Genomic DNA, 20,056 nt, shown 5'->3' with positions numbered 1-20,056 from the left:
GCAACGCGCCCGCCCCCTGGCGGGCAACTCTGTCTGAAAACATGGTTCCAACATGAGAATGCTCACCCCCCTGCTGCTTGGTCTCCTGGTCCTGGTCAGCGGCTGTCAGAAACGCGATGAAGCCTCCAAAACCGGGCTCATCTATTGTGCCGAAGGGGCACCCCGAACCTTCAACCCGCAGCTTGCCAATTCGGATGCGACCCTGGATGCCAGTGCCCGTCCCATTTACGATCGCCTGCTCGAGGTCAATGCCAACACCCTCGGCATCGAAGGGGGGCTCGCCACCCGCTGGCAAAGCAGCGAGGACGGCCTTTCCTATACCCTGACCCTGCGCAAGGGAGTGACCTTCCACCGTACCCCCTGGTTCAGTCCGACCCGTCACTTCAATGCCGACGACGTCCTGTTCACCTGGCAGCGCCTGCTGGACGAACACCACCCCTTCCACGCCGTCTCCGGCGGAGAGTACCCCTATTTTTACAGCCTGGGGCTCGGCAACCTCATCAAGCGGGTCTACAAGAAGGGGCCCTATGAGGTGGTGTTCGAGCTGAACCGCCCCGATGCCTCCTTCCTCGCCACCCTAGCCAGCGACTACGCCATCGTGCTCTCCGCCGAGTACGGGGAGCAGATGCTAAAGGCCGGCACCCCGGCGCTGCTGGACAGCCGCCCCATCGGCACCGGCCCCTTCAGCTTCAAGGAGTATCGCCACAACGAGTTCGTGCGCTACCTGCGTCACCCCGGCTACTGGGGCGGCGAGGCCAGAATGGAGCAGCTCATCTACGACATCACGCCCAAATCCTCCAAGCGCCTTGCCAAGCTGCTGACCGGCGAGTGCGACGTGATGAGCACTCCCTCTGCCAGCCAGCTGTCGGTGATAGACAAGGACTCCCACCTGGATCTGTCGGTGCAGTCGGGGATGAACGTCGCCTTCCTCGCCCTCAATACCCGCAAGGCCCCTTTCAACAAGGTGCAGGTGCGCCAGGCCCTCGCCAGCGCCATCAATGTGCAGAATCTGCTGCAGGCGGTCTATTTCGAGACCGGCCAGAGCGCTGCCAGCCTGCTGCCGCCCCTCTCCTGGGGTTACAATCCCTCCCTGCCCCAGCGCAAGCCGGATCTCAAGCTCGCTCGCCAGTTGCTCAAGGACGCGGGCTACCCCAACGGCTTCGAGATGCAGGTGCTTGTGCAACCCGGCGCCCGTCCTTACAACCCGGACGGTCTCAAGACGGCGCAACTGATGCGCAGCGATTTCGCCAAGATTGGGGTGAGCCTCAAGATAGTGCAGCAGGCCTGGCCGGTCATCGAGACCCGGCTCGCCCATGGACAATATGACAGCCTGCTCTCGGGCTGGATCGCCGACAACGCGGATCCGGACAACTTCTTCCGCCAGTTGCTGAGCTGCGCCGCCGTCGAGCGGGGCAACAACTACAGCCGCTGGTGCAGCCCCGCCTTCGATCAGCTGCTGGACGATGCGGTGACTACCCCGCAGCTCGCCTTCCGCCTGCGCAACTATTACTATGCCCAGTCCCTGCTCAACGAGCAGTTGCCGCTCATTCCCCTGGCCCATGCCCTGAGAACCCAGGTGAGTCGCAGCGACATTCAGGGGCTGACCCTGATGCCCTTTGGCGGCACCACCTTCAACCAGGCCCATCGGGAGTGACCATGATAGATAACCACTCCATCGTCGGGCCATCGGCGCACCGTCCCCAGGAGGCATAAGCATGTTTTTCTATATCCTGCGCCGCATCACCCTGCTGGTGATCACCCTCCTGGTGCTGACTCTGGGGGCCTACCTCCTGGAGTTTCGCCTCATCACCCAGGTGCTGGATTTCTGGCACGGCTATCCTGACTTCCTCCAGCGCATCGCCGCCGGGGATTTCGGGCTCTCCAGCGTTTCCGGCCAGCCGGTCCTCGACGAGATCCGTCACTACTTCCCGGCGACCCTGACCCTCTGCCTCGCCGCCTTCGCCATCTCGCTGCTGGTGGGCATCCCCCTGGGCACCCTGGCGGCCCTCTATCAGGGGCGCAGCCCGGATCTCTCCATCATGGCCGCCGGCCTCGTCGGCTATGCCATCCCGGTCTTCTGGCTGGGGCTGCTGATGGTGATGTTCTTCTCCCTGGATCTTGGCTGGCTCCCCTCCTCTGGCCAGATCAGCCTGCTCTACGACGTGCCCTCCATCACCGGGATCGCCATCGTCGATGTGTTGATGAGCCAGGAGCCCTGGCGGGAGGCGGCCCTGCACGACGCCCTGCGCCATCTGGTACTGCCTTCCCTGGTGCTGGGCGTGGTGCCCACCACCGAGGTGATCCGCCACGTGCGCAGCTCCCTCATCGACGTGATGAAACAGAACTACATCAAGGCCGCCGCCAGCCGCGGACTCTCCCGCCGCCAGATCGTCTGGCGTCACGGGCTCAAGAACGCCCTGCCCCCCGTGTTGCCGCTGCTGGGGCTGCAACTTGGCAGCGTGCTCACCTCCGCCATGATCACCGAGGTGGTGTTCGACTGGCCCGGCATCGGCCGCTGGCTGGTGAGCAGCATCGCGCTGCAGGACTATGCCGCCATCCGCGGCGCCTTCCTGGTGGTGGCGAGCTTCGTCATCTTCATCAGCGTCAGCACCGATCTGCTGACCACCATCATGTATCCGGCACGGCGTAAAGAACTCTATGCAAGACAAGATTGATTGCGGTCTGTGGATGAACCAGGGCGGCCCATGGGCCACCGGCGCACAGGCGTGCCCATCCCCTTGCGACCAGCACGGGAGCCTGCATCATGCACGATAAATCGAACATCTATCCGGAGCTCAAGATCCTCTCCCCCCTGGAGCAGACCTGGGCCTCCTACCGGCGCAACCCGCTGGCCATGGCGGGGCTCTGGTGCTTCGGGCTGCTGCTGCTGGTGACCCTCATCGGTCCCCTGGTGATCCCCTACGGCATCGACGATCAGCACAGCAACCACCTGCTGCTCGCCCCCTCCTGGGCCAACAGCGGCAACATCGATTACTTCCTGGGGACCGACGATCTGGGGCGCGACATCCTCTCCCGTCTGGTGGCCGGGGCCAGGCTCACCTTCGGCAACGCCCTGCTGGTGGTGCTCATCGCGCTGGTCATCGGCTCGGCCATCGGCATCCTCGGCGGCATGAGCAAGGGGGTGAAGTCGAGCGTGCTCCATCACCTGCTCGATACCCTGCTCTCCATCCCGTCCCTGCTGCTGGCCATCATCGTCGTGGCCATCCTGGGGCCGGGTCTGTTCAACACCCTGATCGCCATCACGCTCGCGTTGATACCGCCTTTCATCCGGGCGACCTACAACGCGGTCCACGCCGAGATGCAGAAGGAGTACATCATCGCAAGCCGCCTCGACGGCTCTCCGCCCCAGCGGATCATGCGTCTGGCCATCTTGCCGAACATCGTCGAGACCCTGGTGACCCAGACCACCCGCACCCTCTCCGCCGCCATCCTGGACATCTCGGCGGTGGGCTTCCTCGGTCTCGGGGCCCAGTCTCCCCAGCCGGAGTGGGGTGCCATGCTGGCCGATTCGAGCGATCTTATCTATCTGGCCCCCTGGACGGTGACCCTGCCCGGGATGGCCATTCTGTTCAGCGTTCTGGTGACCAACCTGGTGGGCGAAGGCATTCGCGAAGCACTCAAAGAGGGGAACGACTGATGTTGCCAGCCTTGTTATCTATCCCCGCCCCCGGACGCCCTGAGCGACCCGGCTGCGCCCTGAACGGGAGACATTGCTGATGCCCCTGCTCGATATACGCAACCTCACCATCGAAATCGACACCCCCCAGGGCAAGGTCAAGGCGGTGGACAGAGTCAGCCTGACCCTGAACGAGGGGGAGATCCGCGGGCTGGTGGGGGAATCCGGCTCGGGCAAGAGCCTGGTGGCCAAGGTGATCGTTGGCATCCAGAAGGACAACTGGACGGTGCGCGCCGACCGGATGCGCTTCAACGACATGGATCTGCTGACCATGGCGCCCAAGGAACGACGCCGCATCATGGGGCGGGAGATAGCGATGATCTTCCAGGACCCCATCAGCTGCCTCGACCCCTCGGAGGAGATAGGCACCCAGCTCGAAGAGGCCATCCCCACCAGCGCCTTCACCGGCAAGTTCTGGCAGCGCTTCCAGTGGCGCAAGAAGCGGGCCATCGCCCTGCTGCACCGGGTCGGGGTCAAGGATCACCGCAAGGTGATGCGGGCCTATCCCCACGAGCTGTCAGACGGCATGTGCCAGAAGGTGATGATCGCCATGGCCATCGCCAACCAGCCGCGCCTGTTGGTGGCGGACGAGCCCACCAGCGCCATGGAGTCCACCACCCACTCCCAGATCCTGCGGTTGCTGGACAAGATGAACAAGCTGGGCAATACCACCATCCTCATTATCAGCAACGACATCGCCGCCATCGCGAACCTGACCGACACCCTCAACATCATGTATTGCGGCCAGATGGTGGAAGTGGGGACCCGGGACCAGATCCTGGAATCCCCTCACCACCCCTATACGGATGCCCTGCTCAAGTCCATCCCGGACTTTGACAAACTGGTGCGCCACAAGTCCCGGCTCGAGACCCTGCCCGGGGTGATACCGCCGCTGCAGCACCTGCCCATCGGCTGCCGCCTCGGCCCACGCTGCCCCTACGCCCAGAAGCAGTGCGTGCAGACACCGCTGATGAGCAAGGTCAAGGGGCATCAGTTCAGTTGCCACTTCCCGCTCAACATGGAAGAACCGAAGAAATGAACCGGCACCAGACCCTGATCCGGGGCACCTGCCCGCCCCGTCAGCCCCTCTATCCGGCGAGCACACCCAAGGAGACCACGTCGTGACCGAACCTTCCCTGTTGCAGGTCAGGGGCCTGTGCAAGACCTACCAGAACCGCACCGGCCTGTTCAGGCGCCGCGCGGTGGAGGCAATAAAGCCCCTCTCGTTCGATCTCGAGGTGGGCCAGACCCTGGCCATCGTCGGGGAGGCGGGCTCGGGCAAGAGCACCCTGGCCCGCATTCTGGCGGGCATGATTGAACCGAGTGGCGGGGAGATCGCCATCGAGGGGCAACCCATGGTCCACGGCGATTACCAGACCCGCTGCAAGCTGCTGCGGATGATCTTCCAGGACCCCAACACCTCCCTTAACCGGAAAATCCGGGTCGGCCAGATCCTGGAGACCCCCCTTCGCCTCAACACGGCCCTGAGCGAGGAGGAGCGCCGGGAGAAGGTGATCCAGACCCTGCGCATGGTGGGCATGCTGCCCGACCACGCCCTCTTCTATCCCCAGATGCTCTCCGCCGGCCAGCAGCAGCGGGTGGGGCTGGCACGGGCGCTCATCCTCAATCCCAAGATAGTGGTGGCGGACGAGGCACTCTCGACCCTGGATATTTCGGTACGCTCCCAGATCATCAACCTGCTGCTGGAGATGCAGGAGACCATGGGGCTGAGCTATGTGCTGGTGGCCAACGATCTGGGGATCGTGAGCCACATCAGCGACGAGGTGCTGGTGATGCACGAAGGCCGTGTGGTGGAGCGCGGCAAGACCTTGCGGGTCTTCGCCGATCCCCAGCACGACGTCACCCGCCGCCTCATTCAGAACTACAACAACGAATACCGCCGCTGATCCCGCGGCGCGTTTCCCCTTGCGCCAGACATAAAAAAACCCGGCCTGATGTCTCATCAGTCGCCGGGGGATTGCGCTCAAAAAGTGATTGCGTCGCTCGTAGTAGGAACAGGGGAATGGTAGGCAGCCCCCATCACCTCAACAACTGTCAGATCTGACAGGCAGTCCGCTATGGAACCGGAATTGCGGATCCGGCGAACAGATGAGCTCGGCCTCCAGGCGACCGAAGAAGGCCACCCGCTCGCTGATGTCTTCGTCTGCGAACGTCTGTGCCAGGGCCAGGTAGTCCTGATAGTGACGCGCCTCCGAGCGCAGCAGGGAGACATAGAAGCGGCCAAGCTCCTCGTCCAGATGAGGGGCCAGCCTGGCAAAACGCTCGCAGGATCGCGCTTCGATATAGGCACCGATGATCATCTTGTCCACCACGGCCGCCGGCTCGTAGGTGCGCACATGGGTCAGCAGGCTGCGGGCATAGCGGGAGGCGGTGACGGGACCATAGGGGATGCCCCGTGCGGCCATGATCTCCAGCACCTGCTCGAAGTGGTGCAGCTCCTCCTGGATGAGGCGCACCATGGGGAACAGCAGGGGATTGCGCTCCAGCTCGGCAAACACGCTCCTGTCTGATTCGCCCATGGTGCGCTTGCCGAGGATCTCCGCCTTCTCCGGCAAGGCATCGAGCTCCCGGTAGAAAGTCAGCTTGGGCAGCAGGTGACGCTTCTCCTTGGGCAGGCAGTAGCGGCGCACCAGGCTGTGGGCGGTGAGTGCCGCCTTGTTCTCGCAGTTGGCGTGATCGATAAGCAGGGTCGGCAACTGGGCGGGATCCCGCGCCATTTCCACCCACTCATCCGGGGTCTCGCAATGCAGGAACTGGCGAACGGGGGCTAACAGGTCATCCATCTGAACTCTCATCTGTTGATACGACACGCGGCGCCTGGCGCCGGGGGGCCTATGCTAACGGATCCCGCCCGGCCTGCCCACCGCCATCATGGCTCAGCCCGTCAGACGCCTGAGGGAGTCGCGGCGGATCAGGGTGCCGCTGAAGGCGGGCAGTGCGTCCCGGCTCCCCTCCTCCACCATGGTGATCAGGCGGTTGATGGTCTCCTGGATCATCCCGTTCACCGGCATCTTGACGCTCGACAGCGCGGGAATGACGTAAGGGGCCAGGGGGATGTCGTCAAACCCCACCACCGAGACCTCGTCAGGCACCATCACACCGGCTTCGTGCAGCCGTTTGATGGCCCCGATCGCCATGTCATCGTTGCTGGCCACCAGGGCGCTGAAGCGAGCGCCTCGCGCCAGCAGGGCCGAGACGGCGGCCGCGCCACAGGCGGGGGTCCATTTGCCGGGGGCGATCAAGGTCTCCTGCACGGGGATGCCGTGCCGGATCAGCGCCTGCCGGTAGCCGGCCAGGCGCTCGGCGCCGGTGGGGGAATCCGCAGAGCCTGCAATGAAGGCGATCTCCCTGTGCCCCATGGCCACCAGCTTGTCCACCACCGCCTCCGCCGCCGCCTGCTGATCCGCATAGACGCAGTGGGCCGGATGGCGGCTCAGACGCCGGTTGAGCACCATGATGGGCTGCTCATGCTGCTCGATGATCTCGTCCATCTCCTCCACCCCAAGAAAACGTGGATAGATGATGACGCCATCGCAACGGGAATCGAGCAGATACTGGATGGCCTGGCGCTCCTCGTCGGCGCTGTGCTTGCCGTCCGCCAGTATGAGCTGGCGCCCGCGATCCTCGGTCATCCGCGCCACCTGGGAGAGCAGCTCGCCGAAGTAGACGCCGTGGTAGAGGGTGTTGGTGACCACCAGTCCCAGGGTCCGGGTATGCCTGGTCGCCAGCTGCCTCGCCACCAGGTTGGGGCGATAGCCGCACTCCTCGATGGCCTGCTGCACCCGGTCCCGGGTCTCCTGGCTGGTGTAACCATTGCCCGACAACACCCGGGAGACCGTCGCCTTCGACACCCCTGCCCGCCTTGCCACCTCCAGCATCGTCGTCATTGTGTTCTCCCTTGCTCGTAACGGGGCGCAGTGTACTGCACCGCCCCCGGCTTGTCGTCGCACGAATGGTGTGCTGGCCCGGGTTCAGTGATCCCATTCACGGATCCGGACGCTCGCTGCACAAGGTGCTTGTCTCCCGCGCTCAGGCCGCGCACTCTATGTGGAACCGGTTCCACATTCAGTTTCATGCGCGTTCCCGCCCTTCGCGGCGGCGGGGGCGAGCAGGCCCACTTGGTTAAAAGGATCTACCTCGATGTCAAAAAACTATGCGGCTCTGGCCGGTACCGTCATCACCGCACTCGGCGGCGCCGACAACGTCGTCGCCGTGACCCACTGCATGACGCGGCTGCGCTTTGTGCTCGGCGATCCCGCCCGGGTCAATGGCCCTGCCCTCAAGGCCATCACGGGCGTGCTCGGGGTGGTGCAGGCGGACAACCAGTGTCAGGTGATCATCGGCAACACCGTCTCCCACGCCTATCGCGAGGTGCTGGCCCTGCTGCCCCAGGGCGGCGGGCAGACTCCGCTTGCGGAGGCTTCCGCTGGCTGGAGCCTGCGCCGCATGGGCGCTGCCATCCTCGACGCCCTGATTGGCACCATGTCCCCCCTCATCCCGGCCATCATCGGCGGCTCCATGCTCAAGCTGCTGGCCATGGTGCTGGAGATGACCGGCGTGCTGGAGAAAGGCTCCTCGACCCTCACCATCCTCACGGTAGCCGGGGATGGGGCCTTCTTCTTCCTGCCCCTGATGGTGGCCGCCTCCGCCGCCGTCAAGTTCAAGACCAACATGTCCCTGGCCATCGCCATCGCCGGGGTGCTGGTACACCCCAGCTTCATCGAGCTGATGGCCAGAGCCGCCGAAGGGGAGCAGGTGACCTTCGCCCTGGTCCCGGTGACCGCGGTCAAATACACCTACACCGTCATTCCGGCGCTGGTGATGACCTGGTGCCTCTCCTACATCGAGGGCTGGGTCGACCGCATCACCCCGGCGGTCACCAAGAACTTCCTCAAACCCATGCTGATCGTGCTGATCGCGGCGCCGCTGGCCATCCTCTTCATCGGCCCCGTCGGCATCTGGATTGGCACCGCCATCTCCGGCCTGGTCTACACGGTCCACGACTACCTGGGCTGGCTGTCGGTGGCCATCATGGGGGCGCTCTGGCCCCTGCTGGTGATGACCGGCATGCACCGCGTTTTCACCCCGACCATCATCCAGACCATCGCCGAGACCGGCAAGGAAGGCATGGTGATGCCCTCCGAAATCGGCGCCAATCTCTCTCTTGGCGGCTCGTCCCTGGCAGTGGCCTGGCGCACCCGAAACCCGGAACTGCGCCAGACGGCGCTCGCGGCGGCCGCCTCCGCCATCATGGCGGGGATCTCCGAACCCGCGCTCTACGGTGTGGCCCTGCGCCTCAAGCGTCCGCTCATCGCGAGCCTCATCAGCGGCTTTGTCTGCGGCGCCGTCGCCGGCATGGCGGGGCTCGCCAGCCACTCCATGGCCGCCCCCGGGCTCTTTACCAGCGTGCAGTTCTTCGATCCGGCCAACCCCATGACCATCGCCTGGGTGTTCGGCGTGATGGCCCTCTCGGTGGTGCTCTCCTTCGTGCTGACCCTGGTGATGGGGTTCGAGGACATCCCGGTCGAGAGCCCGGCCCCCCGCGCCGAGCCCGTGCAACCCGTCGCCACCAGCCAGGCGCAGGCCGGGCTGTGACACCCCATTCAGACATGACAAGAGGTAACCAATGTCGTTAACAAGATTTCCCGAGGGCTTTCTCTGGGGCGGTGCCCTGGCCGCCAATCAGGCGGAGGGCGGCTATCTCGAGGGGGGCAAGGGGCTGACCACGGTGGACATGATCCCCCATGGCCCGCGCCGCATGGCGGTCAAACTCGGCCAGGAGAAGCGCATCACCCTGCAAGATGACGAGTTCTACCCAAGCCACGGGGCCATCGACTTCTATCACCGCTATCGGGAGGACATCGCCCTGATGGCCGAGATGGGCTTCACCGTGTTTCGCACCTCCATCGCCTGGGCCCGTCTCTACCCCAGGGGGGACGAGCGCGAGCCCAATGCCGAGGGCATCGCCTTCTACCGTGCGGTGTTCGAGGAGTGCAGAAAGTACAACATCGAGCCCCTGGTGACCCTGTGCCACTTCGATGTGCCCATGCACCTGGTGACCGAGTACGGCTCCTGGCGCAACCGCCAGATGGTGGAGTTTTTCACCCGCTACGCCCGCACCTGCTTCGAGCAGTTCGACGGCCTGGTGAAGTACTGGCTCACCTTCAACGAGATCAACATCCTGCTGCACAGCCCCTTCTCCGGGGCGGGGCTGGTGTTCGAGCAAGGGGAGCACCAGGATCAGGTGAAGTATCAGGCTGCCCACCACGAGCTGGTGGCCAGCGCCCTGGCGACCCGGATCGCCCACGAGGTGAACCCGGCCAACCAGGTGGGCTGCATGCTGGCGGGGGGCAACTTCTACCCCTACTCCTGCAAGCCCGCCGACGTCTGGACCGCCCTCCAGAAAGATCGGGAGAACCTCCTCTTCATCGACGTACAGGCCAGGGGCGCCTATCCGGCCTATGCGCAGAGGGTGTTTCGTGACAAGGGGGTCACCCTGGTGAAGGGGCCGGAAGATGACGAGATCCTCAGGCACACCGTGGATTTCGTCTCCTTCAGCTACTACGCCTCCCGCTGCGCCGCCGCCGACATGAATGCGGGCAACACCAGCGAGGCCAACGTGGTCAAGTCCCTGCGCAATCCCCATATCGAGGTGAGCGAGTGGGGTTGGGGCATCGACCCCCTGGGCCTTCGCATCACCCTCAACACCTTGCACGATCGCTACCAGAAGCCCCTCTTCCTGGTGGAAAACGGCTTGGGTGCAGTGGACGAAGTGAACGAGCAAGGGGAGATAGAGGACGACTACCGCATCGCCTACCTGCGCGCCCACATCGAGGCCATGGGGGACGCCATCGAGGACGGCGTGCCCCTGATGGGGTACACCAGCTGGGGCTGCATCGATCTCGTCTCCGCCTCCACCGGCGAGATGAGCAAGCGCTATGGCTTCGTCCACGTGGACCGGGACGACGCCGGCCATGGCACCCTGACCCGCCGGCGCAAGAAGTCGTTCTGGTGGTACAAGAAGGTGATCGCGAGCAACGGGGAGGATCTGGCCTGAGCCCCCCTCAGTTTCGCCGCAAGGCGCATCCATGCAACAGGGGGGCCGAGGCCCCCCTGTTGTTCATCACGCTGGCAATCTGAAAACGTTTAACTGCCTTCGTTGAAGATCTCGAGGTTGCTGGTCCCTTCCTGCCACTCGCGCACGGCCTTGTTGTCGTCGCTGCGCAGGGCATTGAGGTGGTCCAGATAACCCTGATCCACGTCGGAGGTCACATAGTGACCGTTGAAGACCGAGGTCTCGAAGTGGCGCAGCTCGGGGTTGATCTCCCGCACCGCCTCTTCCAGATCTTCCAGATCCTGGAAGATGAGGCCGTCGGCACCGATAAGCTTGCACACCTCTTCCACTTCACGGCCATGGGCAATGAGCTCGTTGGCGGTGGGCATATCGATGCCGTAGACGTTGGGGAAGCGAATTTCCGGCGCGGCCGAGGCGAAGTAGACCTTGGCGGCCCCCGCTTCACGGGCCATCTGGATGATCTGCTCGGAGGTGGTGCCCCGCACGATGGAGTCGTCCACCAGCAACACCTTCTTGCCCTTGAATTCGGAGCTGATGGCGTTGAGCTTGCGGCGCACCGACTTCTTGCGCTGGGTCTGGCCCGGCATGATGAAGGTACGGCCGATGTAGCGGTTCTTCACGAAGCCCTGACGGTACGGCAGGCCCAGGGTGTGGGCGATTTCCAGCGCCACGTCGCAGGAGGTCTCGGGGATGGGGATGACCACGTCCACGTCGAGATCGTCCCACTCCCGTGCGATCTTCTGGCCCAGCTTACGACCCATGTTGAGGCGGGCGGCATAGACGGAGACCTTGTCGATGAAGGAGTCGGGACGGGCGAAGTAGACGTATTCGAAGATGCAGGGGTTCATCTGCGGGTTCTCCGCACACTGCTCGGAGAAGAGCTGGCCCTGCTCGGTGATGTAAATGGCCTCGCCCGGGGCGACGTCACGCACCGTCTCGAAGCCGATGGCGTCGAGGGCCACGCTCTCGGAGGCGAGCATGTACTCCACCTGCCCCTGCTCGTCGACCCGGCGACCCAGGATCAGCGGGCGAATGCCGTTGGGGTCGCGGAACCCGATGAGGCCGTGGCCGATCACCAGAGAGACCACGGCATAGGCACCGCGGATCTGCTGGTGCACCTTGCGCACCGCCGAGAAGATATCTTCCGGGCGCAGCGCCATCTTGTCGCACAAGTCCAGCTCGTGGGCCAGCACGTTCAACAGCACTTCGGAGTCCGAGGTGGTGTTGATGTGGCGGCGGGCCACCTTGAACTGCTGCTCCTTGAGCTCCTTGGCGTTGGTGAGGTTGCCGTTGTGGGCCAGCACCATGCCGTAGGGGGAGTTCACGTAAAACGGCTGCGCCTCTGCCGCACTGGAGCTGCCTGCTGTGGGATAACGGACGTGTCCGATGCCGATATTCCCTTTCAGGCGCTGCATGTGGCGCACTTCAAACACATCCTTCACCAGACCGTTGGCCTTGCGTTGCCGGAAGTTTCCACTGTCAATGGTCACGATCCCGGCGGCATCCTGTCCCCTGTGCTGCAACACCGTCAAGGCGTCGTAGAGGGCCTGATTGACGGGGGTGGTGCCAACTATACCGACAATACCGCACATGTCTTTGCTACCTCGAAGTCACTGTACCTGTTGAAGAAAACTGGACGAGTTCATCATGAACCCGAAAAACCACTGGATCACCGGCTTGAACTCCGGCACCAGCCTGGACGCCACCCACCAGTCGCTCTGGGAGAGGCTGGTGAAGGTATCCATGAAAAACAGCAGGGCGCTGACGATCAGCACCCCGCGAATGGCGCCAAAACAGACCCCGAGCACCCTGTCGGTGCCGGAAAGCCCGGTCTTTTCCACCAGCAGGCCCACCACGTAGTTCACCACGCTCCCCAGGATCAGGGTCGCCACGAACAGGGCGGCGATGGCCAGACCGTTGCGAACCATGGCATCGGAGAAAGAGGTGAAATAGACGGCGAGATCGGGATAGAAATGGCTGGCAATGAAAAAGGCGACGAACCAGGTGACCAGAGACATGGCCTCCTTGAGAAAGCCGCGCACCAGGCTGATGAGGGCGGAGAAACCGACGATGCCGATGATGGCGTAATCAATCCAGACCATAGAAAAAGATGTCCTGCGAAATTGCGGCGCAGTCTAACAAAAACGATTGCGCAATGCTTGATAAAATTGTGTTACAGGCCCGAAGGGAGCTATCCCTTCCCCTTGCGGCGGGTTTCCCGGGCCCAGAATGCACAACGCCATGGCATGCCATGGCGTTGTCGTCTGCAACGAGCGCTTACCCGATGTGGGTCAGGCCGCCCATGTAGGATTGCAGCGCAGCCGGGATGGCGATGCGGCCATCTGCCTGCTGGTAGTTCTCGAGCACGGCCACCAGGGTACGACCCACCGCCAGACCGGAACCATTCAGGGTGTGAATGAGCTGCGGCTTGCCGTCGATGCGCACGCGAGCCTGCATGCGGCGCGCCTGGAAGTCGGTGCAGTTGGAGACGGAGGAGATCTCGCGATAGGTGTTCTGGGCCGGCAGCCACACTTCCAGATCGTAGGTCTTGGCGGCGCAGAAGCCCATGTCACCGGTGGAAAGTGCCATCACGCGATACGGCAGCTCCAGCAACTGCAGCACCTTCTCGGCGTGACCCACCATCTCTTCCAGGGCATCCCAGGATTTTTCCGGGTGCACCAGTTGCACCATCTCGACCTTGTCGAACTGGTGCATACGGATGAGGCCACGGGTATCACGACCGTAGGAGCCCGCTTCGGAGCGGAAGCAGGGGCTGTGGGCGGTCATCTTGATGGGCAGCTCCTGCTCGTCGAAGATCTCGTCACGGGCCATGTTGGTGAGCGGCACTTCGGAGGTCGGGATGAGGGAGAACTTGCGCACCTTGCCTTCGTCTTCCCCTTCCCCTTCGATACCGGTATTGAAGAGATCCTGGGAGAACTTGGGCAGCTGGCCGGTGCCGTACAGGCTGTCCGGGTTGACCAGATAGGGCACGTAGCACTCGGTGTAGCCGTGCTGCAGGGTGTGCAGGTCCAGCATGAACTGGGCCAGGGCGCGGTGCAGACGGGCAATCTGGCCCTTCATGACCACGAAACGGGCGCCGGAGAGCTTGACGCCGTTCTTGAAGTCGACCCCCTTGGCCGCCTCACCCAGATCGATGTGATCGCGTACCGGGAAATCGAACTCACGCGGGGTACCCCAGCGGCGGACCTCCACGTTGTCGTTCTCGTCACGGCCCACCGGGGTGGTCTCGCTCGGCAGGTTGGGGATGGCGTCGGCGATCCCCTTGAGCTGGGCCAGCAGGGCCTCCAGCTCGACCTTGCTGGTCTCGAGCTCGTCGTTGATCTTGGTCACCTCGGCCTTGAGGGGGGCAACATCTTCACCACGACGGGCAGCCTCACCGATGGACTTGGAGCGGGCGTTGCGCTCGGCCTGCAGCTCCTGGGTGCGGGACTGCAGATCCTTGCGTTTCTCTTCCAGAACATTGACCGCCGCTACGTCCAAAACGTAGCCACGTGTCGCCAGACGAGCGGCAGCTTCGGTGATGTCGCTGCGCAGATATTTGGGATCCAGCATGGTTTACCTACTTTTTTTAATGGGATCTGGGCCCGGGTCATCGTGACCGGGTTGGGAAACAGATCCGGAAGTTAACATCGGTTGGCGCACCCCTTTGCCTTCGGAATCGGGCCTTCGAAATCAAGAAGATGGTGCAAGGCCAAGACAACCGGGGTCAGACGGGCAGTGTAGCAGACCGCCCCCCCGCCCGAACAGGGACTATTGCGCCCGTTTTTGCCGGGCCCCCCTCCCCTGATAACCCTGCCGTGCGCTTTCCGGGCAAGGGGCTTGAAGGTCTTTCCTATCGCTTGCGCGGACTCTGCTTGTCCAGCTCATGCAGATAGTCGAGCTTCTGGGCTATCTGCTTCTCAAGCCCCCGCTCGGTGGGCTGATAGTACTGCTTGCCGGCAAGCTCCGGGGGGAAGTACTGCTCGCCGGCGGCATAGGCCCCCGGCTCGTCGTGGGCGTAGCGATACTCGGCGCCGTAGCCCAGCTCGCTCATGAGCTTGGTAGGGGCATTGCGAAGGTGCGGCGGCACCTCGAAGTCCGGCAGGTTCTTGGCGTCATGAAGCGCCGCCTTCCAGGCGGTGTAGACCGCATTGCTCTTGGGGGCGCAGGCGAGGTAGACGATGGCCTGGGCGATGGCCCGCTCCCCTTCCGCCGGGCCGATGCGATGGAAGCAGTCCCAGGCCGAGAGCGCCACCTGCATGGCACGGGGATCGGCGTTGCCCACGTCTTCCGAGGCAATGGCCAGCAAGCGGCGGGCGATGTAGAGGGGATCGCAGCCGGCGCTCACCATGCGGGCATACCAGTAGAGGGCCGCATCCGGCGCCGAGCCGCGAATGGACTTGTGCACCGCCGAGATGAGGTCGTAGAAGTGATCGCCGCCCTTGTCGAAACGGGCCACGTGCTCTCCCACCACGGCGGCGAGCAGGGTACTGTCGATCACCCGCGCCCCTGAGCTGTCGGCCTCGGCCATGTCGGCCAGGAGCTCCAGATAGTTCAGAGACTTGCGCCCGTCCCCGTCCACGGCTTTCGCCAGCGCCTCCTTGGCCCCGGGGGCAAAGCGCAGGCTAGGGTCATTGAGACCGCGCGGGTCCTGCATCGCCTGATCGATCATGGCGAGGATGTCCTGCTCCTCCAGCCTCTTGAGCAGATAGACCCGGGCCCGGGAGAGCAGCGCATTGTTGAGCTCGAACGAGGGGTTCTCGGTGGTGGCGCCGATGAAGGTGATGGTGCCGTCTTCGATGTGGGGCAGGAAGACATCCTGCTGGCTCTTGTTGAAGCGGTGGACTTCATCCACGAACAGGATGGTGCGCACCCCGCGCCAGCCGTTCTCCTTCGCCTTGTCGAGGGCCGCGCGGATCTCCTTGATGCCGGAGGTGACCGCCGAGAGCCGCTCCACCTCCGCCTGGCAGTAGTGGGCAACCAGTTCTGCCAGCGTGGTCTTGCCGGTGCCGGGGGGCCCCCAGAGGATCATGGAGTGGCAGTGCCCCGCCAGGATCGCTTTTCGCAGGGGCTTGTCCGGCCCCAGGATATGCTGCTGGCCGATGTACTGCTCGAGGGTTTGCGGCCGCATCCGGGCCGCAAGCGGACGAAAGTCCGAGGAGAAATCCAGGGATAAATTGCTCATCTGCATTGACCTTGCATCTGATCGGTCATAAACAACACCCGGTCAGACGATAACGCCGGTAACGGCTGGCTCATCAGCGCTGGTCGTCCAGCTCGACCCCCTTCGGGATCTTGAAGACAAATTCGTTGCCCTTGAGCACCGGCTTGCGATCAAAACCACTTAAGACGAACTCGCTCCACTGGCCCTGGGCCTCTTTCACGTCGAAGCGACTGATGTTGTTCTGACGGTCGAAGGTGATGCGAAAGGAGGCGATCAGCTCGTCCTTGTTGCGGCTGGTGACGGTATAGACATCCCCTTCCTGGGTCACGTCATAGTTCTTCCAGAGGCTGTTGTCGTTGCCCGCGATGAGCACGAAGGGGGTGTTGAGCACCGCATCCTTCATCTTGAGGGCGGTGACCTGCTCGACGAAGGGATCGTACACCCACACATCCTTGCCATCGGCCACGATCAGACTCTCGTCCGGGGAGGTAGTGTGCCAGTTGAAGCGGTTGGGTCGCTGCACCAGCAGGGAGCCGCTCGCCTTTTGCAGCTCCTTGCCCTTGCTGTCATAAACGGTCTGGGCAAACGTCGCGGAGAAGACATTGACGGAGGAGAGCTTCTCCTTGAGATCGCTGGCCGCATCGGCCCATACCTGGCTGCTGGCAACCAGCAGAATGGAACCCATCAACAGTTGTTTTTTCATCAGGCTCTTCATAGGGAGGTTCTCGATAAAAGGCCACGCCCGCAGAGGGCATGGCCAGAATGATACAGGAGTTAGGCTTAGTCACGAACCGGCGGCGGAGCCAGCACGTCGCGCTGGCCGTTGCCACCCGGGGCGCTGACGATGCCCTGGTTTTCCATCTGCTCGATGAGACGGGCCGCCCGGTTGTAACCGATCTTGAACTTGCGCTGGACGCTGGAGGTGGAGCCACGGCGGGATTCCACCACGAAGGCCACCGCCTCGTCGAACAGGGGATCGAGCTCTTCATCGCCGCCCCCGCCGAAGTCGCCACCGCCGCCCTCGCCGTCCGACTCGCCGGAGAGGATCTCGTCGATGTAATCCGGCTCGCCACGCAGTTTCCAGTCCGCCACCACCTTGTGTACCTCGTGGTCATCGACGAAGGCACCGTGGACACGGGTGGGGTTGGAGGTGCCGGCAGGCATGTAGAGCATGTCACCCATGCCGAGCAGGGATTCGGCGCCCCCCTGGTCCAGGATGGTGCGCGAATCGATCTTGCTCGACACCTGGAAGGAGATACGGGTCGGGATGTTGGCCTTGATGAGGCCGGTAATGACATCCACCGACGGACGCTGGGTCGCGAGGATAAGGTGAATACCAGCCGCCCGCGCCTTCTGGGCGATACGGGCGATAAGCTCCTCCACCTTCTTGCCGACGATCATCATCATGTCGGCGAACTCGTCCACCACCACCACGATGTGGGGCAGTTTTTCCAGCTCCGGCGGCATCTGATCCATGGAGTCGCCCGGACGCCACAGGGGGTCGACCAGGGGATCCCCCGCCTCGATGGCGGCCAGCACCTTGTCGTTGTACCCCTTGAGGTTGCGCACCCCGACCGCGGACATCAGCTTGTAACGACGCTCCATCTCGCCTACGCACCAGCGCAGGGCGTTGGCGGCATCCTTCATGTCGGTGACCACCTCGGTCAGCAGATGCGGAATGCCTTCATAGACCGAGAGCTCCAGCATCTTGGGGTCGATCATGATGAAGCGCAGATCCTCGGGGGAGGATTTGTAGAGCATGGAGATGATCATGGTGTTCACCCCCACCGACTTGCCCGAGCCCGTGGTACCGGCCACCAGCAGGTGAGGCATCTTGGCGAGGTTCACCACCACGGGTTCCCCCGCGATGTCCTGACCCAGCCCCATGGTGAGCGGATTGCGGCTGGCCGCGAACGCCTCGCAGTCGAGGGTTTCCCGCAGGTAGACGGTCTGGCGTACCCGGTTGGGCAGCTCGATCCCGACGAACGTCTTGCCCGGGATCACTTCCACCACCCGCACGCTGCTGGCAGAGAGAGAACGGGCGAGATCCCGGGAAAGATTGGTGATCTTGCTCGCCTTCATGCCCGGCGCCAGGTCCAGTTCGAAGCGGGTAATGACGGGACCGGGATAGACGCCCACCACCTTGGCCTGCACGTTGTAATCGGCGAGCTTCGCCTCCACCAGCCGGCCCATGCGCTCCAGCTCGTCCTTGCTCATCATCTGGGTCTTGGCGGGCGGTCTGTCCAGCAGATCGATGCTTGGCAAAGGGGCCAGACCGGGCTGGGGACGTCGCTTGGCTTTCACCGGCGCAGCGGCAACGGGAGCATCGGGTTCGTCATCCCCCTCCGCCCAGGGCAAGTCGAGGTCATCTTCTTCCTGGCGCACGGCGGGACGCGGACGGCCATTGGCCACACGCTTGCCCTTGGCGGCAGGCGCCGGAGCCTCGTCCTCTTCGTCGTCAAACTGCGGATCGAACTGGAAGGTGTCTTCGTCAAGCTCCGGCAGCCATTCGTCAGCTTTTGTCTTTTGAGCGCGATTCTTCGCCTTGGGGTTGCGTGTCCAGCTGCCGTGGGGGTCTTCGTCATCCTCTTCCTGATCGAAGCTGCCTACGCCCCCTTCCAGCAGGGGATCCGGCCCCTCATAGCGGGGCTGGCGCCAGCCACCGGTGAGCCAGCGGCCCAGGGTGGTGGGGAAATGGTAGATGGCGCTGACAGAGCCGGTGCAGGCGGCACCGATGCGCTCGACAATGGTGAGCCAGGACCAGCCGGTAAAGAGGGTGATGCCGGTCGCCACGAAGCAGAGCAGCATCAGGTTGGCCCCCACGCCGCCAAACAGCGGCACCACGGCGGAGGCGATCACATCCCCCACCAGGCCGCCGGCGGAAAAGTTCTGCAAGTCGTTGAAGTTCATGCTGGCGATGGCGGACATGCCGAGCACCGTCAGCACGAAGCCGATGATCCGTACCGACAGGGTGAGGTAATCCACTTCCAGCAGCTTGCTCGGGCGCCAGAACAGGCTCCAGCCAAGCAGCACCACCAGAGGGGGCACTAGATAGGAGAAGGCCCCGAAGGTAAACATGGTGATGTCGGCGAGCCAGGCACCGGCGCTGCCCGCGAGGTTCTTCACCTCCCCTTGCCAGGAGGTTTGCGACCAGCCGGGATCGGCGGGATGGTAGGTCAGCAGGGCAAGCAAAAGATAGGCAGCCATCAGGGTGATGGCGATCAAGACGGCCTCGAAGATCCGTTGTGTACCTGATAAAGGAGTAAACAGCTTTTTATCGGCCAAACTCCGGCTCCTTTGTGAAAACATGAATGCGGGGATAGGGGGCCTAGTATCCCTGAAAAGCCCACCGATTGTCAGCCAGTGCCTGAGGGCGGGCCTGAAACTCTCTATAAGAAGAAACGAGCGGACCGGCCGCTCGTTTCTGACTATCGTGACTCGTCATGGAACTTGCAAGTCACAGCACAACCCCGCTTATCGGGTGCTGATCACCAGACGACTGCTCTGTTTGACCTCTTCCATCACCACGTAGGTGCGGGTGTCGTTGACGCCCGGCAGACGCAGCAGGGTTTCACCCAGCAGGCGGCGGTAAGCGGACATGTCGCTGACGCGGGTCTTGAGCAGATAGTCGAAATCACCGGACACCAGATGGCACTCCTGGATCTCTTCGAGCACCTGAACAGCCTTGTTGAACTGCTCGAACACATCGGGGGCGCCACGATTGAGGGTAATTTCCACGAACACCAGCAGAGACGCGTCCAGATAATGAGGGTTCAGAATGGCGGCATATCCTTCGATATACCCTTGTCGCTCCAGGCGACGAACCCGTTCCAGACACGGTGTGGGACTCAGGCCAACTCGTTTGGACAACTCAACGTTCGAAATCCTGCCATCCTTTTGCAGTTCATTCAGAATGTTGCGGTCAATCCTGTCCAAATCCTTTAGCCGACTCTTAGCTTCCATCATTTAATTCCATCCTTTGGCTATTTTTTGGTAAGAATCACCAGTCATTTTATAATAATGGTCACAAATCCTGTCAATACCTGAATATACTAGGCGCAAATGTCGCTTAACATCTAGGCAACATAAACCACCAATC

General features: G+C 63.0%; 16 protein-coding genes. 7 read left to right on the top strand and 9 right to left on the bottom strand.

Features of this window, described 5'->3' with window-relative positions; genetic code table 11:
* Positions 1–58 precede the first annotated feature (58 nt).
* The 5 genes from sapA (at position 59) to AB5Y89_RS00580 (ending at position 5,604) form a co-directional block, all read left to right on the top strand.
* Positions 59–1,654 carry an ABC transporter substrate-binding protein SapA gene (gene sapA / locus AB5Y89_RS00600; protein WP_010674532.1) on the top strand — a complete coding sequence of 532 codons (1,596 nt, stop codon included), beginning with the start codon at positions 59–61 and terminating at the stop codon, positions 1,652–1,654.
* Positions 1,655–1,715: 61 nt separating this feature from the next.
* Positions 1,716–2,675 (top strand): ABC transporter permease, encoded by a 960-nt coding sequence (locus tag AB5Y89_RS00595; RefSeq protein ID WP_368222641.1) that lies wholly within the window; start codon positions 1,716–1,718, stop codon positions 2,673–2,675.
* A gap of 89 nt (positions 2,676–2,764) precedes the next feature.
* Positions 2,765–3,658 carry an ABC transporter permease subunit gene (locus AB5Y89_RS00590; protein WP_010674530.1) on the top strand — a complete coding sequence of 298 codons (894 nt, stop codon included), beginning with the start codon at positions 2,765–2,767 and terminating at the stop codon, positions 3,656–3,658.
* A gap of 79 nt (positions 3,659–3,737) precedes the next feature.
* A complete protein-coding gene (locus AB5Y89_RS00585) occupies positions 3,738–4,736 on the top strand; it encodes an oligopeptide/dipeptide ABC transporter ATP-binding protein (protein WP_010674529.1) in 999 nt (332 codons plus the stop codon).
* Between the two features lie 82 nt (positions 4,737–4,818).
* A complete protein-coding gene (locus tag AB5Y89_RS00580) occupies positions 4,819–5,604 on the top strand; it encodes an ABC transporter ATP-binding protein (protein ID WP_039039015.1) in 786 nt (261 codons plus the stop codon).
* A gap of 138 nt (positions 5,605–5,742) precedes the next feature.
* Here AB5Y89_RS00580 and miaE read toward each other — a convergent pair whose 3' ends face one another.
* Both miaE and AB5Y89_RS00570 read right to left on the bottom strand, forming a co-directional pair.
* A complete protein-coding gene (miaE, locus tag AB5Y89_RS00575) occupies positions 5,743–6,501 on the bottom strand; it encodes a tRNA-(ms[2]io[6]A)-hydroxylase (protein ID WP_042016277.1) in 759 nt (252 codons plus the stop codon).
* Between the two features lie 93 nt (positions 6,502–6,594).
* Positions 6,595–7,605 carry a LacI family DNA-binding transcriptional regulator gene (locus AB5Y89_RS00570; protein ID WP_103243232.1) on the bottom strand — a complete coding sequence of 337 codons (1,011 nt, stop codon included), beginning with the start codon at positions 7,603–7,605 and terminating at the stop codon, positions 6,595–6,597.
* A gap of 253 nt (positions 7,606–7,858) precedes the next feature.
* Here AB5Y89_RS00570 and ascF point away from each other — a divergent pair, with 253 nt between their 5' ends.
* Positions 7,859–9,313, top strand: a complete 1,455-nt coding sequence (gene ascF / locus AB5Y89_RS00565) for a PTS cellobiose/arbutin/salicin transporter subunit IIBC (protein WP_128296697.1) — start codon at positions 7,859–7,861, stop codon at positions 9,311–9,313.
* Positions 9,314–9,344: 31 nt separating this feature from the next.
* Positions 9,345–10,775, top strand: coding sequence for a 6-phospho-beta-glucosidase (locus AB5Y89_RS00560; RefSeq protein ID WP_368222640.1), 1,431 nt, complete (start codon positions 9,345–9,347; stop codon positions 10,773–10,775).
* An 89-nt stretch (positions 10,776–10,864) separates the two neighbouring features.
* Here AB5Y89_RS00560 and purF read toward each other — a convergent pair whose 3' ends face one another.
* From purF to lrp, 7 genes are all read right to left on the bottom strand, one after another.
* On the bottom strand, positions 10,865–12,385 hold the full coding sequence (gene purF / locus AB5Y89_RS00555) for an amidophosphoribosyltransferase (protein ID WP_010674523.1): 1,521 nt from the start codon (positions 12,383–12,385) through the stop codon (positions 10,865–10,867).
* 18 nt (positions 12,386–12,403) lie between these two features.
* Complete coding sequence (locus AB5Y89_RS00550) at positions 12,404–12,895, bottom strand: CvpA family protein (protein ID WP_010674522.1); 492 nt, start codon at positions 12,893–12,895, stop codon at positions 12,404–12,406.
* Between the two features lie 175 nt (positions 12,896–13,070).
* The gene (gene serS / locus AB5Y89_RS00545) at positions 13,071–14,366 is read right to left on the bottom strand and encodes a serine--tRNA ligase (RefSeq protein WP_039039009.1); all 1,296 of its coding nucleotides are present in this window, start codon (positions 14,364–14,366) and stop codon (positions 13,071–13,073) included.
* A 280-nt stretch (positions 14,367–14,646) separates the two neighbouring features.
* Positions 14,647–15,984: a replication-associated recombination protein A gene (locus tag AB5Y89_RS00540; RefSeq protein ID WP_041211365.1), complete on the bottom strand. Its 1,338-nt coding sequence runs from the start codon at positions 15,982–15,984 to the stop codon at positions 14,647–14,649.
* 67 nt (positions 15,985–16,051) lie between these two features.
* Entirely contained in the window at positions 16,052–16,660 is a 609-nt protein-coding gene (gene lolA, locus AB5Y89_RS00535; protein ID WP_041215917.1) for an outer membrane lipoprotein chaperone LolA, read from the bottom strand.
* Positions 16,661–16,737: 77 nt separating this feature from the next.
* Positions 16,738–19,242 (bottom strand): DNA translocase FtsK, encoded by a 2,505-nt coding sequence (locus AB5Y89_RS00530; protein ID WP_041211364.1) that lies wholly within the window; start codon positions 19,240–19,242, stop codon positions 16,738–16,740.
* Positions 19,243–19,431: 189 nt separating this feature from the next.
* On the bottom strand, positions 19,432–19,923 hold the full coding sequence (gene lrp / locus AB5Y89_RS00525) for a leucine-responsive transcriptional regulator Lrp (RefSeq protein ID WP_005300047.1): 492 nt from the start codon (positions 19,921–19,923) through the stop codon (positions 19,432–19,434).
* Positions 19,924–20,056 lie beyond the last annotated feature (133 nt).

It is taken from the genome of Aeromonas sp. s4, from assembly GCF_040907855.1.
Taxonomy (GTDB): domain Bacteria; phylum Pseudomonadota; class Gammaproteobacteria; order Enterobacterales; family Aeromonadaceae; genus Aeromonas; species Aeromonas caviae.
The sequence above is the reverse complement of the archived record's forward strand: the minus strand, read 5'-3'. Positions and strand labels throughout refer to the sequence as shown.

Coding starts and splice junctions, on each gene's coding strand:
- lolA (WP_041215917.1), bottom strand. CDS start 16,660: ATGAAAAAACAACTGTTGATGGGTTCCATTCTGCTGGTTGCCAGCAGC.
- lrp (WP_005300047.1), bottom strand. CDS start 19,923: ATGATGGAAGCTAAGAGTCGGCTAAAGGATTTGGACAGGATTGACCGC.
- AB5Y89_RS00540 (WP_041211365.1), bottom strand. CDS start 15,984: ATGCAGATGAGCAATTTATCCCTGGATTTCTCCTCGGACTTTCGTCCG.
- ascF (WP_128296697.1), top strand. CDS start 7,859: ATGTCAAAAAACTATGCGGCTCTGGCCGGTACCGTCATCACCGCACTC.
- sapA (WP_010674532.1), top strand. CDS start 59: ATGCTCACCCCCCTGCTGCTTGGTCTCCTGGTCCTGGTCAGCGGCTGT.
- AB5Y89_RS00550 (WP_010674522.1), bottom strand. CDS start 12,895: ATGGTCTGGATTGATTACGCCATCATCGGCATCGTCGGTTTCTCCGCC.
- serS (WP_039039009.1), bottom strand. CDS start 14,366: ATGCTGGATCCCAAATATCTGCGCAGCGACATCACCGAAGCTGCCGCT.
- AB5Y89_RS00590 (WP_010674530.1), top strand. CDS start 2,765: ATGCACGATAAATCGAACATCTATCCGGAGCTCAAGATCCTCTCCCCC.
- AB5Y89_RS00595 (WP_368222641.1), top strand. CDS start 1,716: ATGTTTTTCTATATCCTGCGCCGCATCACCCTGCTGGTGATCACCCTC.
- AB5Y89_RS00560 (WP_368222640.1), top strand. CDS start 9,345: ATGTCGTTAACAAGATTTCCCGAGGGCTTTCTCTGGGGCGGTGCCCTG.
- miaE (WP_042016277.1), bottom strand. CDS start 6,501: ATGGATGACCTGTTAGCCCCCGTTCGCCAGTTCCTGCATTGCGAGACC.
- AB5Y89_RS00585 (WP_010674529.1), top strand. CDS start 3,738: ATGCCCCTGCTCGATATACGCAACCTCACCATCGAAATCGACACCCCC.
- AB5Y89_RS00570 (WP_103243232.1), bottom strand. CDS start 7,605: ATGACGACGATGCTGGAGGTGGCAAGGCGGGCAGGGGTGTCGAAGGCG.
- purF (WP_010674523.1), bottom strand. CDS start 12,385: ATGTGCGGTATTGTCGGTATAGTTGGCACCACCCCCGTCAATCAGGCC.